Consider the following 12,245-nt stretch of genomic DNA (forward strand, 5'->3'; position numbering starts at 1 on the left):
CGGCCGCAGCACAGTGGACACACCCCAGCAGGGCGGCAGCGGCGCGACGCTGCCGCGGACCCGTCAGCAGACCGCCCTCACACAGCCGCAGCCCTCGGCTCCGGCCGTGGCCCCGGCCCCGCAGCGGCAGGGCCCGGGCCGGATCGGCCCGTACGAGGTCTTCCAACTCCTCGGTGAGGGCGGCATGGGCCAGGTCTTCCTCGCCAGGTCGCCCGGCTCGCGCCTGGTCGCGCTGAAGGTCATCCGGCCCGAGTACGCCGAGGCGCCGAACTTCCGCGGGCGCTTCCGGCGCGAGGCCGACGCCGCCCGTAAGGTGAGCGGCTTCTTCACTCCGCCGGTGCTCGACGCGAACGCCGACTCCCCCCAGCCCTGGCTGGCCACCGCCTATATCCCCGCACCGTCCCTGCACGACGTCGTACGCCGTTTCGGCGTGCTGCCCGAGCCGGCCCTGCGGGCCCTGGGCACCGGCCTCGCGGAGGCGCTGCTGGCGATCCACTCCGCCGGCCTCGTCCACCGCGACCTCAAACCCGGGAACGTCCTGGTGGCCGAGGACGGGCCCCGCGTCATCGACTTCGGCATCAGCCGGGCGGTGGATGCGACACAGGTGACCCGGACGGGTGCCGTGATGGGGACGCCCGGCTTCATGGCCCCCGAGCAGATCGTGTCGAGCCGCGAGGCCGGGCCGGCAGCCGATGTCTTCTCCCTCGGCTGCATCCTGGTCTTCGCGGCCACCGGGCGGGGGCCCTTCGGTACCGGAAACACCGCCGAGGTCCTCTACCGGGCCGTTCATGCCCCGCCGGAGCTGACCGGCCTCCCCGACGCGCTGCGTTCGCTGGGGGCGTCCTGCCTGGACAAGGATCCCGCCCGCAGGCCGTCCGCCACCGAACTGCTGGCCGCACTGGGTCCCGCCGCTCCCGCCGCGCTGCTCACGCCGGGTCTGCGGGAGGATCTCGCCAGGCGGGAGGCGCACGCCGCGGTCCTGGTGACGGCGCCTCCGGTGCCCGTCACCCCGTTGGTCACGGCGGCCCCGAGCGGGCCGAGCCGTCGCCGCTTCCTGTGGATCGCCGCGGCCGGCGGCACCGCGGCAGCGGCCGCGGGCGCCGCGGCCCTGGCCGGCTGGGGGTCGAAGCCCGAGCGCACCCCGCGCCGCGGCAGCAGCAGGGGCACCGCGGTCCGGCCCGGCGCCACGGTGCCCCCAGGCCCGAAGCCGCAGTGGTCGAGGCCCCTGCGGAGCCTGCAGAACGGACAGCTGCGGCTGCTCGGCGACACCCTCGTGCGATGGGATCAGACCACCGCGATCGGCTATGCCACCGCGACCGGAAAGGAACGGTGGACGGCCGCGCCCCGTTTGCCCGCCGACGTCAGCGGCAAGCCCACCTGGCTCGGTGTCCAGGGATCGACGCTGTTCGCCACGGCCTGGGGCGACCGCGGCCACCTGCTGGGCCTGGACGGCGACGGGGCGCTGAAGTTCAGCCACCCGGTCACCGAGCCGGAGGAGGGGACCTCCTTCCCCGACAGCATCCACGACGTCTTCTGCGTCACGGACTCGGTGGCCGTCATCGGCACTTCCAGCGACCAGGGCTACGGCGTACGCGCCGTGAACCTCTCCACGGGGAAGGTGTTGTGGTCCCGCAAGGTGGCCGGCAGCGACTTCCATGCCTACGCCGTCACACGCTTCTGCTTCCTGCACGACGCCGGCACGGTCCACGGCCTTGACCTGCGGACCGGCGAGGTGCGGTGGACGGTCCGGGACGTCGCCCGGCCCGGCGACTACCCGCAGCTGGCCACCGACGGGAACGTGCTGCTCGTCACCAGCACCAAAGTGCAGGCGTTCCGCGTCACCGACGGCCGGAGACTGTGGACCGCCGTCGACGAGCCGACCACCCTCAACCCGACCGCGGTCCTGGGCAAGCGGGCCTACGTCGTGGACGGCCAGGACACCGTGTTCGCCCTCGACACCAGCACCGGCAGACAACTGTGGCACACCGCGAGCCCGCTGTCCCTGGCCCCCGGCGGCGCCTCCGATCCGGGCCCCTCCGTCTCCTCGTCCCTGCTGGCATACCCCCTGTTCAGCGGCGAGGCCTCGGGCTTCGTCGCCCTGCGCACCTCGGACGGCAAGGTCCTCTGGGCGCACCAGGGTTCGGGCGCCGAAACCAAAACCAAAAGCAGCACCGTGTGGCGGGTGCAGACCACCGGCACCACCGTCTACGCCGCATCCGACACCACCCTCTACGCCTTCCGGAGCGCCACCCGATGACCACGCCGACCACCGAGGCCGACACCGCCGCCATGCACATCGGGCCGTACCGAGTGATCCGGGAACTCGGCGCGGGTGGGATGGGCCGCGTCCTTCTGGCCGCGTCGCGCAGCGGCCGTGCCGTCGCCGTCAAGGTCGTACGTCCCGAACTGTCCGCCGACCCCGACTTCCGGCGGCGGTTCAAGGCCGAGGTGGATGCGGCACGTGCCGTCAGCGGCGCCTTCACCGCGCCCGTCGTCGATGCCGACCCCGAGGGACCGCAGCCCTGGCTGGCCACCGCCTACATCCCCGGCCCCTCGCTCGCCGACGCCATCGAGGACCATGGGCCGATGCCCGAGGGCACCCTGCGGGTGCTCGGCGCGGGACTGGCCGAGGCGCTGGCCGCCATCCACCGCGCGGGACTGATCCACCGCGACCTCAAGCCGTCCAACATCCTGCTCACCTTCGACGGGCCCAGGGTCATCGACTTCGGCATCAGCCGGGCCGTCGACGGCACCGTGCTCACCGCGGAGGGCCAGATCATCGGGTCGCCCGGCTTCATGTCGCCCGAGCAGTCGACCGGCGCCGAACTCACACCCGCCAGCGATGTGTTCGCCCTCGGCGCCGTACTCGCGTACGCCGCCACCGGCACCCCGCCCTTCGGCACCGGCGCGGCCCATGCACTGCTCTACCGCGCCACCCACGAGGTGCCCGAGCTGGACGGCGTCCCGCACGCCCTGCTCGGCACCGTCGCCGCCTGCCTCGACAAGGCCCCGGACCGTCGGCCGGACGTCGCACAGTTGCAGCAGTGGCTGCGTCCGTTGACCACCGCGGGCTGGCTCGGCGCGGTCGAACTACAGGTGGCCGCGTCGGAGCGCAGCCTCGACGACGAGGTGCGCGCTCCCCTGCTCAGCCGGCGCCGGTTGCTGATCGGCGGCGCGGTGCTCGCCGCGACCGCGGCCGCCGGAGGCACCGCCCTCCTGCTCCGGTCACGTGACGAGGAAGCGCCCGCCACCCCCGAACTCTCCTGGACCAAGGACCTCCCCCAGCCCGGCATGTCCCTGCTCACCGTGACCCCGTCCACTGTGCTGTGTGCCGGGAAGACCTCGGGGGCCTGCTTCGACCGGGCCACCGGCAAGCTCCTCTGGAAGGACCTCAGCGGCCAGAACACCGCCGCCCTCGCCGGCAACAAGCACGTCTACACCGTGCGCACTGACGGAAAGGTCCACGCCCTCGACGGCCGCACCGGAAAGGAGCTGTGGGCCGCGTCCCCCACCGATACGGGCGCGCCACACCTGGAGTTCGCCAATGGTTCACTGGTCGTGACCATCGGCGACAACGGGTGCTTCCAGGGCCTCGACGCATCGACCGGCGAGGTGCGGTGGAAGTCGCCGGACATGGGCGCAACCTCGGCGGTCGGGACCACCGGGGCGGGCCGGCTGATCGTCTGGGGCCGCGCCGCGAAGACGTCCACGACCGCGACTCTCAACGGATACACGGCCCTCGCGCCAGACACCGGCGCCCGTCTGTGGTCGAAGGACCTCGTCACCCTCTATCCGCTGTCCAAGGGCAAGGTCCTCTATGCCATCGACGGCGACATGAACCTGCTCGCCCTCAATGCCTCCGACGGCGACACGTTGTGGAGCAAACCCACCGCACTCCCGTCAACGAACAGTCAGTTCCTTATGTACGAGGGATCCCTGACCCTGCACAACAACACCCTGTTCTGCTACCCGGGCACCGGCGCCAGCGGCGCGACCAGCGGGCTGCTCGCGGCCTTCGACCCGGCGACGGGGAAGACCCTGTGGAGCGTGCGGACCGCCGCCCGGGGAAACCGGGGCTACGACGTGTCCGGCGCGACCGTCTGCTATCTCGACAAGGTCCTGCACGCCGTCGACGCCCGCACCGGAGCGGCCCGCTGGACGGCGGGCTCCGGCCTCGGCACGCTGCAGTTCCTGGGCGCCGTACGCCACCTCTTCCTCGCCGCAGGACCCAAGGGGCTGTACGGCTTCCACGCCGAGACCGGCAAGCAGGTCTGGCAGCACCCGGTCAGCGGCGGCTCCGGCCCCTGGTCGGCGTTCCCCGTCGATGACCACTTCTTCGCCGGCTGGTCCGGCAAACTCTTCGCCTTCTCGCTGCCCGAGGCGTAGCAGCCCGAGCCGCCCGATGCCATGTCGCAGGCCGCCCCCTGGCTCCGCCGGTCCGGGCCGCTCACGTCTGGCCCCCGGCTCCGGACCCGGGCCCCGTCCGCGTACACGGCGGCAAGTCGCAGAGCGCTTCCCCGACTGCGTAGACCAGAGTGGCGGCGATGGCGGAGGCGCCCCACAGCCCCCAGGCCGCGGCGGGCGCATCCGCGGCCAGGAGGGCGGGAACGGGAAACACGCCTGCCGCCAAAAGAATGGGCACTGTTCGGGGGACGGAATGGACCGGTCCTGCGGGGGCGCGGCGGTGGCGCCGCGTGAGATGCACAGCGCACGCGGCGATGGCCACGTCCCCAAGGATGATCAGAGTCCAGGCGAGTGCATCCATGCTCAGTACGCCGTTCTCCCTCACGTCGCGAGGGCTGCGACGCCCCCTCTACCCCGTGAAACAGCTAGACCCGCTCGCCTTTGAGGTGCCGAGGCACGGAGACCAGCCCATAGATGACGAGCATGGACATGGCGATGCTGATCACCGACCAAAGGGGAAATGTGGAAAGGAACATCAACTGGCCGATCATGGAGAGCGAGGCCAGCACGATTCCCGTGATCCGCGCGGCCCTTGCCCCGAGAAACACGCCCAGACTGGCCACGATCTGGACGACACCAATGATGATCCAGACCCAGCCCCAGAAGGAGAAATTGAAAACCAGCAGTCGGTTCCCGTGGTTGGCGGTCGTGGCGTAATACCCGTGGTCGATCAGGGCAACGAAGCCATTGATGATGTTGAACAGGCCACTCAACATCAGAAGAATTCCGGCGAACACCACCCAATGCGACCGCTCAACCGGCGGCACGGAGCGGTCGCCCTGTACAGGAGGCGTTGGCTGCATGCACCCATCACGCCTGGCAGCGTGAGGCAGCGCAACATCTGATAGGCCGTTGGGGTCAGGGCAGCCGTTCCCCCCCGGCCAACGCAGCTGCACTTCGGGCGATCAGGCTCCCGGGTCGGGTTGCCCCGCCACAGACTGCCCCTCCCCTCCCCTCTCCGTCCTGCTCCGCTCCGGAGCCGGATACGCCGGATAACCGGCCCCCTTCTGGCGCTTCCTCAGCAGGCGACAACCGTTCCGCCGGCGGCGGAACCACGGGAGGGCATTCAGGAAACTCAGGGAGCCAAAGCGGCGGGGACGGCGACACAGCACACAGTGGCCCGGCCGGCGGCGACCGGTCCGGCAGTGGAGGCGGCGGCTCCGCAGGCAAAGCCGACTCCCGAGGCAAGGCCGGCTCCTCCCAGGGTTCCTCCGGAGGATCGGGCTCCCGGCAACACCCCGGCGCCCCGGCCCGTGACGGCGCCCCTGCCAGGCCGGACGACCTGGGCCGGATGGTGCAGGACCCCACCTCGTGGTTCTCCCTCGACCGCGCGGGCGCATTCCTCATGTCGCCGGTCGGCATGGGGGCAGTCGCTCTCGCCGGCCTGGCGGCCTGGCGGGCGCATCGCAACCGGCGCGCCAAGCAGCAGAAGCGCTGACGATACGTCAGGGAACTGTGTACATCCGGTGCGCACCCCGGTGGAACCAGGCTCCCCTCGGTCCCGCCGGGCCCGCGCCACTCACGCACGCCAGTAGAAAGCGCCCGCGCAGAAGTGCTGACCGCAAGGCATCTGCTGACTCCTCCTTATTGCCTCCTCCCTATCGACTCCTCCCCATGAGCACGGCCACGGTGCCCCGCCCGGCAAGGAAGAACAGCCATGCACAACACGCCCCTCACCACGACAGCCTCGTCCTATCCGCTGCTGTCGCACCGCGAACAGCAGGTGCTCCGCCTTATCGCCGACGGTCACCCCTACGCCGCAACCGCGCGCCGGATCGGCATCTCCGTACATACCGTCGACGGCTGGCGCTGCTGTCCGAGCGGCCCGGGCACTGAGCGCCGTGGCGGCCCTCGGTCGTCAGGGGCTCTCGAACCGGGCTGCCAGGTCCCCGGGGAGGGCATCCCGGTTCGCCCGGTTCACCTGGACGAGTTCGATGTCGGTGCGCCGCTTGAGGGCGTCGGTGAACGGGGCACTCTTCGCGTGGACGGTGGCGACGATGTCGATGTCCGACGTGAACAGGCACCGGATCAGGTCCCGGAACGCGGCGCATGCCAGCTCCATGCTCCCCAGCTCGTCGATCAGCACGAGCTCCCCACGAGCCGGTTCCGCTGCCGCTGACCTGAGCGCCGGCAAGGCGAGCCGCTCCATGACGCCCACGTCGACGCCGTACCGGCCCACCCGCGGTGGACCCGGAAGGTCGACATGGGCGAGGACGGCCCGAAGACCGCTGTCCAGAGTTTCCAACGCGAAACCGGTCCGGGTGCCGCCTTGCCGGATCTCCTCCGTGGTGAAGCCGATGGCCCTGCGGTGAAGCAGCAGCGCGGCCAGTCGGCGGACAACGGTCGTCTTGCCCACACCGGGGCGTCCCTCGAGCAGAATTCTCGTCGGCATCTCGTTCTCGCGCTCCGTATCGGGTGCGTCGTACAGGATTCCCGGCGCACCGGTCGGCGTACGCGGCCGATCGGGTGCTCTGTCCTCCTGGACCGGTGCCGGCCGGGCCGAACGGGGTAGGGCCGCGCGCATGACGGGAATTGAGCTCAAGAGTGTGGCGTTCAACGACCATGCGGCGATCCCTCGACGCCTCAGCGGGGAGGGCGACGACGTCTCGCCGCCGCTGACCTGGACGGCGGTGCCCGACGGTGCGTCGGAGTTGGTTCTGCTCTGCGAGGACCCTGACGCGCCGGGCGGGTCGTTCCTGCACTGGCTGGTCACGGGTATCGACCCGGAGAGTTCCGGTGTGGCGGAGGGGGAAGCGCCCCCGGGCGGCCAGGAATGGCCCAACGGATTCGGCCGGGTGGGCTGGGGCGGTCCGATGCCTCCGCCAGGGCACGGGGTGCACCGCTATTTCTTCCGCCTGTGGGCCGTTTCGGAGCCGGTTTCCCTGCACGGGAAGCCGACGGTCGACGCCGTGCACCGTGCGGTGAAAGGCCAGGAGTTGGCGAGCGGCACGCTGGTGGGCACGTACCAACGCTGACCACCGCTGCCGTGCGTGGGGCGGACCGGCCCGCCCCACGCGTCTCACCGCGTATGACGGCGCGGGCGAATTTCCCTTCCTCGACGGACGCCCTGCTCCTGAGCTGGACCGGGCACGCGGCATTTCGCCGTCTACGGCACCACCCTTCGCCCCGCGATGCGACCGGTGTCGGGCTCGCCCGCCGGTAAAGTTGGCCCCATGACAGGGGACATACGCGTCTGCTTCATCGGTGACTCCTTCGTCCAGGGGATTGGCGACCCGGAGTACCGGGGCTGGGTGGGCCGGGTGCTCGCGGCCACCCACGGCGACATCACGGCCTTCAACCTCGGCATCAGGCGCAACACATCCGAGGATGTCCTGCGTCGGTGCTGGCAGGAGGTCCAGCCCCGGATCCTGCCTGATGCCGACAACCGGCTGGTCGTCTCCTTCGGCAGCAACGACACCATTGAGGAGAACGGCTCGGTCCGCGTCGATCCGGCCCGCTGCCTGGACAACCTGGACTCGATCCTGGAGGAGAGCCGGCGCCGGAGGATCGCCCCACTGGTGGTGGGCCCGCCACCCGTTGTCGACGCAGGCGAAGACCATCTGCGACGCACCTCGAAAATCGCCGACGAGATGGCCGCCCTCTGCCGGTCACGGCTCGTCCCGTTCATCGGCACGACTCCGGCCCTGGCCAACGACCCCGTCTGGACCAGGGAAGCCATGGCCGGCGACGGCGCCCACCCCGGCAGCGGCGGCTACCGGCGGCTGGCCGACCTCATCCTCGCCAACCAGTGGCACGAATGGATCAGCCACCCGCACCCATGACGGGCCGGGGCCGGGGCCGGACCTCAGGCCCTCGGCTGGGTGAAGCGGATGCGGTTGCCGAAGGGGTCGCGGAGGCCGCAGTCGGTTCCGTACGGGCGGTCGGTGGGTTCCTCGGTGAACTCGACGCCCCGGGCCAGCAGCGTCTCGTACGTCTTGCGGCAGTCGTCCGTGGTGAAGATGAGCCAGCCGCCCATCGCGCCCTTGGTCACCAGTTCGCGGACCTGCTGCGCCGTCTCCTCGGACATCGCCGGCGGACCCGGCTTCTCCAGCAGGATCTCGCGCTCCGGGTGGCCGGGGACGTTGACGGTCAGCCAGCGCATGAAGCCCAGGTCGACGTCGGTGTTGACTTCCAGACCAAGCTTGCCGACGTAGAAGTCGAGGGCCTCGTCCTGGTCGAGGACGTAGATCTGCGAGTGCGTGATGGCGTTGAACATGGGTCTCACGCTACTGGGCAAGCCCGGCGGAAACTTATCCAAAACTGCTCAGTCGACGGACGGTACGGGCCGTGCGGAGGGGCAGGGCAGGGGCAGAGCGGGGGGCGGTCAGGCGGGGCGGTCAGGCGCTCGGCCGCGTCCACGCCATCGTGAAGCACGTCGGTACGCCCACGGCTGCCGCTTGCCTGGCTTCCTTGCGGTACGTCCTCGGCGCGCGGCCGACGATGTCGCGGAACGTCCGGCTGAAGGTTCCCGGGCTGCCGAAGCCGACCTCGAAGCAGATGTCCGTCACGCTGCGGTCGGTCTCCCGTAGCAGGAACATCGCCCGCTCGACACGGCGCCGCTGCAGGTAGCGGTGCGGGGTCTCACCGAACGTGGCACGGAAGGTGCGGGTGAAGTGCGCCTCCGACACATGCGCGATCCGGGCCAGGGCCGGGACGTCCAGCGGCTGCGCGTAGTCACGGTCCATCGCATCCCGCGCCCGAAGCATGCGGCGGTTGGTCTCTTCTGCGGCGCGGCTCACGACGCCATCACACCACGGTTCTCCGCCGCCCGGGACCGGTGAGGTGCCTGTGACTGTGACTGTGACTGTGACTGTGACTGTGACTGTGGAACTGGCACGGCGCCCCACGGTACCGCCGATATTCGGCGCGTTCCGGCTGGTACAGGACCATTCCTACGCAAGGACCCCACTGGCGTTTCCAGCGTGATACTCACCATAGGAAATTCCCGAGAACCGGGGGCAACTGCCCTGTTTGGCTAAAATCTTCCACTTGGATTTACCAGGTCGCCCATGGCCGGCAGCGGCACATCTCTCGGCGTCAGGACTGCACGGCCTTACGATCAGCGCCTGCCGCACCGCGCACCCCCATACCGCGACGGCCTCTCGTCTGTACTTGCTGATTTCGTTCTGACAGAAGAAGGCTTCATGAAGCTTCGTCGTGCCTTGGTGACGGTCGCCACGACCGCCGTGCTCCCGTTCGCCCTCACCGCGTGCTCCTCCGGCGACGCCGGCGGCAAATCCGCACCGTCAGCCAGTCCCAAAGCGGGTGCCCCGAAGGCCGACCTGCTGAACGGCACCCGGCTGAAGTCCCTGCTTCTTCCGGTCGGGGTCCTCCCCAAGGGCTACCACGCGGACCCGCACGCCACGCGCGACACGGGTAAGGCCCTCCAGGCCCCTTCGTCGAGCAAGGCCCTCGATTTGGCCGGCGCTTGTCCGAAGTTGGAGGCCAGTGCCTGGATCGAGACCAGCGGCGTCCCCAGCGCCTCCTTCGCCCAGGCCGACTTCGTGAACGCCTCCCAGGAGGAGTTCAACGAGGAGGTCGACAGTTACAGGGACACGGACGCGCAAACCGTCATGAAGCGCCTCGAGAAGGTGCTCACGCACTGCGCGAGCTTCAAGGACACCTCCAACGGCACCACGGCCTCCGTCAAGGTCAAGACCACGACGGTGCCGAAGGTCGGCGACCAGACCCTCAAGGCCGTCCTCTCCGCACCTGAGTGGGAGGGTGGCACGACGCTGGTGGCCACTCGGGTCGGGAACGTCGTCATCACCACCTTCTACAGCGTCCAGTCCGGCGACATGGGCGCCGCAGGCCTCGATCTGACCAAGAAGATCGCGGCAGGGGTGCAGCACGCGAAGTAGCCGTTCGGCGTGCCGCCCCCGGACGTGGTGACGGGTGACATGCCTTGATGGTGCTTGAACGAGGTGAGGGCCTTCTGACGCGCTGGGGCGCGCAGTAGCAGCCGCCGCAGCCGGTGCAGGAGGCCCTCGTCCGTGCGCGACGAGGCGCCCGTCGCGACGGTCGCATACCCGGCGTCCGCGAGCCACTCGCGAACGACGCCCACCCCGGATAGCCCAGTGGGACCCGGAGGGTTTCCCAGTCGTTCATTTGGTGCGTGCATGACGGCCCCGGCCCGTACGGTGCGCTGGGCTCCGCCGACGCCAACGGCATCCAGCTGCCCGGCGGCTTCACCAGCCGGGTCATCGCCCGCTCCGGCCAGGTCGTCTCCGGCACCTCCTACACCTGGCACAACGCCCCCGACGGCGGTGCCTGCTTCGCCGACGGCGCCGGCTGGATCTATGTGTCCAACTCGGAGGTCAACCCCGGCGGCAAGGTCAGCGCCGTCAAGCTCAACTCCTCGGTCACAGTCACCGCCGCCTACCAGATCCTTTCCAACACCCGGCAGAACTGTGCGGGCGGCGCCACCCCCTGGAACACCTGGCTCTCCTGCGAAGAGGTCTCCCTCGGCTCCGTCTACGAGACCGACCCGTGGGGCGTGGACGCCGCCATACGACGCGATGCCCTGGGCAAGTTCAAGCACGAGGCGGCCGCCGCCGACCCGGGGCGCCAGGTGATCTACCTGACCGAGGACGAAACCGACGGCTGCTTCTACCGGTTCATCCCGACCACATGGGGCAACCTGTCCTCCGGAACGCTCCAGGTCCTGAAGGCCGGAACCGGCACCTCAGGCTCGTTCACCTGGGGCGCCGTGCCGGACCCCGACGGCTCTCCCACCGCGACCCGCAACCAGGTCTCGGGCGCGAAGCGGTTCAACGGCGGTGAGGGCTGCCACTACGCCGGCGACACCGTCTGGTTCACCACCAAGGGCGACAATCGCGTCTGGCAGCTCAACCTGACGAACAGCACCTACGAGCTGGCCTACGACGACAACCTGGTCAACCGGGCCCGGCCCCGCTGACCGGCGTCGACAACGTCACCGGCTCCTCCTCCGGGCGACCTGTTCGTCGCCGAGGACGGCGGCAACATGGAGATCTGCCTCATCACTCCGGACGACATCGTCGCGCCGTTCCTGCGGATCACCGGCCAGTCCAGCTCGGAGATCACCGGACCGGCCTTCTCCCCCGACGGCACACGGCTGTACTTCTCCAGCCGGCGCGGCACGTCCGGCAGCTCCTCGGGCGGCATCACCTACGAGGTCACCGGCCCCTTCCGCGCCGCACCGTGACCCACTCGAGACCCGCCTGGAGGTGAGGCGGCGCGACGGCCCCCGGTGCCGACTGCCGCGGTGACCGGCACCGGGGGCTGGGCCCACACCGGCAGACCACGCACCCGGACCACGCGCCGGTCCTGTCAGCCGCGTCCGGTGAACTTCTGTCCGACCCCGAGTCGTCGCAGGTCGGCGAGGACGTTCGGGTCCTGGGCGTCGAGCCAGTCGCAAAGCTGGCGGAAGGAGACCAGGCGGACGTCCTTGCGCTTCTCATCGGCGATGTGCTTGATGGTCTCCTCGACGGCGTCCATGTAGATGCCGCCGTTCCACTGCTCGAAGTGGTTGCCGATGAAGAGGGGCGCGCGGTTGGTCTCGTAGGCCCGCTGGAAGCCGGCGATGTAGGCGTCGGCGGCCTGCTTGCGCCAGCCCGGGTAGTTGGCGGGCGGGGCCTTGGTGGAGTTCTTGGACTGGTTGAACATCATGTTGTAGTCCATCGAGAGGACTCCGAGGGGGCGGCCGGCGAACGGTATGGACTGGAGCGGGAAGTCCCACAGGCCCTGCTTCTTGGTGGGCCAGACCTGGAGGCCGCCGGGCGAACTGGCGTCGTACCGCC

General features: G+C 70.1%; 11 protein-coding genes and 2 pseudogenes. 8 read left to right on the forward strand and 5 right to left on the reverse strand.

What is annotated here, in order from left to right; translation table 11 throughout:
- The first annotated feature begins 13 nt into the window (after nt 1–13).
- Together ADL29_RS04035 and ADL29_RS04040 are read left to right on the forward strand one after the other, a co-directional pair.
- Nucleotides 14–2,257: a protein kinase domain-containing protein gene (locus ADL29_RS04035; RefSeq protein ID WP_053922378.1), complete on the forward strand. Its 2,244-nt coding sequence runs from the start codon at nt 14–16 to the stop codon at nt 2,255–2,257.
- The gene (locus ADL29_RS04040) at nt 2,254–4,386 is read left to right on the forward strand and encodes an outer membrane protein assembly factor BamB family protein (RefSeq protein ID WP_053922379.1); all 2,133 of its coding nucleotides are present in this window, start codon (nt 2,254–2,256) and stop codon (nt 4,384–4,386) included. Before ADL29_RS04035 ends, ADL29_RS04040 begins: the two co-directional genes overlap by 4 nt.
- A 443-nt stretch (nt 4,387–4,829) precedes the next feature.
- On the opposite strand, the gene ADL29_RS04050 is transcribed toward ADL29_RS04040, so the two are convergent.
- Complete coding sequence (locus ADL29_RS04050; RefSeq protein ID WP_063788383.1) at nt 4,830–5,267, reverse strand: DUF7144 family membrane protein; 438 nt, start codon at nt 5,265–5,267, stop codon at nt 4,830–4,832.
- A 488-nt stretch (nt 5,268–5,755) separates the two neighbouring features.
- Here ADL29_RS04050 and ADL29_RS43310 point away from each other — a divergent pair, with 488 nt between their 5' ends.
- Together ADL29_RS43310 and ADL29_RS42355 are read left to right on the forward strand one after the other, a co-directional pair.
- Nucleotides 5,756–5,902, forward strand: coding sequence for a hypothetical protein (locus ADL29_RS43310; RefSeq protein ID WP_157878377.1), 147 nt, complete (start codon nt 5,756–5,758; stop codon nt 5,900–5,902).
- A gap of 219 nt (nt 5,903–6,121) precedes the next feature.
- Nucleotides 6,122–6,268, forward strand: a pseudogene (locus ADL29_RS42355) (LuxR C-terminal-related transcriptional regulator); the annotation flags it as partial.
- Nucleotides 6,269–6,322: 54 nt separating this feature from the next.
- Here the strand turns inward: ADL29_RS42355 and ADL29_RS04055 are convergent.
- Entirely contained in the window at nt 6,323–6,856 is a 534-nt protein-coding gene (locus ADL29_RS04055; protein ID WP_063788386.1) for an NTPase, read from the reverse strand.
- A 130-nt stretch (nt 6,857–6,986) separates the two neighbouring features.
- On the opposite strand from ADL29_RS04055, the gene ADL29_RS04060 reads away from it, so the two are divergent.
- Nucleotides 6,987–7,439, forward strand: a complete 453-nt coding sequence (locus ADL29_RS04060) for a YbhB/YbcL family Raf kinase inhibitor-like protein (RefSeq protein WP_046924115.1) — start codon at nt 6,987–6,989, stop codon at nt 7,437–7,439.
- A gap of 198 nt (nt 7,440–7,637) precedes the next feature.
- Nucleotides 7,638–8,246: a GDSL-type esterase/lipase family protein gene (locus tag ADL29_RS04065; RefSeq protein ID WP_053922382.1), complete on the forward strand. Its 609-nt coding sequence runs from the start codon at nt 7,638–7,640 to the stop codon at nt 8,244–8,246.
- Between the two features lie 23 nt (nt 8,247–8,269).
- Here ADL29_RS04065 and ADL29_RS04070 read toward each other — a convergent pair whose 3' ends face one another.
- Both ADL29_RS04070 and ADL29_RS04075 read right to left on the reverse strand, forming a co-directional pair.
- Nucleotides 8,270–8,680, reverse strand: a complete 411-nt coding sequence (locus ADL29_RS04070; RefSeq protein ID WP_046924117.1) for a VOC family protein — start codon at nt 8,678–8,680, stop codon at nt 8,270–8,272.
- 121 nt (nt 8,681–8,801) lie between these two features.
- Nucleotides 8,802–9,203, reverse strand: a complete 402-nt coding sequence (locus ADL29_RS04075) for a helix-turn-helix domain-containing protein (RefSeq protein ID WP_211274243.1) — start codon at nt 9,201–9,203, stop codon at nt 8,802–8,804.
- 405 nt (nt 9,204–9,608) lie between these two features.
- On the opposite strand from ADL29_RS04075, the gene ADL29_RS04080 reads away from it, so the two are divergent.
- Both ADL29_RS04080 and ADL29_RS04085 read left to right on the forward strand, forming a co-directional pair.
- Nucleotides 9,609–10,325, forward strand: coding sequence for a hypothetical protein (locus ADL29_RS04080; RefSeq protein WP_157878378.1), 717 nt, complete (start codon nt 9,609–9,611; stop codon nt 10,323–10,325).
- 245 nt (nt 10,326–10,570) lie between these two features.
- Nucleotides 10,571–11,650: pseudogene (locus ADL29_RS04085) on the forward strand (alkaline phosphatase PhoX).
- A 125-nt stretch (nt 11,651–11,775) separates the two neighbouring features.
- On the opposite strand, the gene ADL29_RS04090 reads toward ADL29_RS04085, so the two are convergent.
- Nucleotides 11,776–12,245 (reverse strand): polysaccharide deacetylase family protein (locus tag ADL29_RS04090; RefSeq protein WP_483855162.1); only part of this gene is annotated, 470 nt, incomplete at its 5' end.

Source organism: Streptomyces chattanoogensis (genome assembly GCF_001294335.1).
Lineage (GTDB): Bacteria > Actinomycetota > Actinomycetes > Streptomycetales > Streptomycetaceae > Streptomyces > Streptomyces chattanoogensis.

Coding starts and splice junctions, on each gene's coding strand:
- ADL29_RS04040 (WP_053922379.1), top strand. CDS start 2,254: ATGACCACGCCGACCACCGAGGCCGACACCGCCGCCATGCACATCGGG.
- ADL29_RS04055 (WP_063788386.1), bottom strand. CDS start 6,856: ATGCCGACGAGAATTCTGCTCGAGGGACGCCCCGGTGTGGGCAAGACG.
- ADL29_RS04080 (WP_157878378.1), top strand. CDS start 9,609: ATGAAGCTTCGTCGTGCCTTGGTGACGGTCGCCACGACCGCCGTGCTC.
- ADL29_RS04060 (WP_046924115.1), top strand. CDS start 6,987: ATGACGGGAATTGAGCTCAAGAGTGTGGCGTTCAACGACCATGCGGCG.
- ADL29_RS04065 (WP_053922382.1), top strand. CDS start 7,638: ATGACAGGGGACATACGCGTCTGCTTCATCGGTGACTCCTTCGTCCAG.
- ADL29_RS04050 (WP_063788383.1), bottom strand. CDS start 5,267: ATGCAGCCAACGCCTCCTGTACAGGGCGACCGCTCCGTGCCGCCGGTT.
- ADL29_RS43310 (WP_157878377.1), top strand. CDS start 5,756: ATGGTGCAGGACCCCACCTCGTGGTTCTCCCTCGACCGCGCGGGCGCA.
- ADL29_RS04070 (WP_046924117.1), bottom strand. CDS start 8,680: ATGTTCAACGCCATCACGCACTCGCAGATCTACGTCCTCGACCAGGAC.